This is a genomic window from Telluria sp. AZSoR62 (assembly GCF_058111565.1).
On sequence record NZ_JBYTST010000066.1, the window covers coordinates 1 to 496 of the forward strand.

General features: G+C 47.8%; 1 protein-coding gene. It reads right to left on the minus strand.

The window, feature by feature from the left end; genetic code table 11:
* The coding region (locus AC3XQU_RS22885) for a UvrD-helicase domain-containing protein (RefSeq protein ID WP_489876454.1) at positions 1 to 346 on the minus strand (346 nt) is incomplete at its 3' end.
* Positions 347 to 496: the final 150 nt, after the last annotated feature.

Sequence of the window (496 nt, forward strand, 5' to 3'; positions counted from 1 at the left end):
CTTCTAGTGATGGTGTTCCTGGATTGGGAGGGATCAGTCGATCTGCTACACGGGCGATCCTATGTCCTATTCGGAAGTGCTCGGTCAAGGTATGCCGCTGTAATGCAACAAATTCAGGCACTTCTAGCCCATCACGGTTATAGATTCCCTGCCGGGTATCACCGCAAATACATACATTGTCGCTAAGCTGGAGCAGCAGTTGCAATTCTTGGCAAGTCAGGTCTTGAGCTTCGTCAACGAAGATCGCGTCGTAAACTTTGAGGGATGGCAGAGATGCGTTGGACTCGGCGACAAGTTTTGCTAACTCCTTTCGGGACGCTTCGTCAAATTCTGCATTAGGGGGCATCGGCCTCTCACCTAAACTGAGCATTATATGATCGTAAGCCCAAGAGTGGTATGTCCTTATTTGGTTGGAGCTGATTAGTTGTTTTGCACTGATGCCACTCCTGATGAAATTAGCAAGCGTGTTTGTATACGTGATAATCAAGCAATTAGG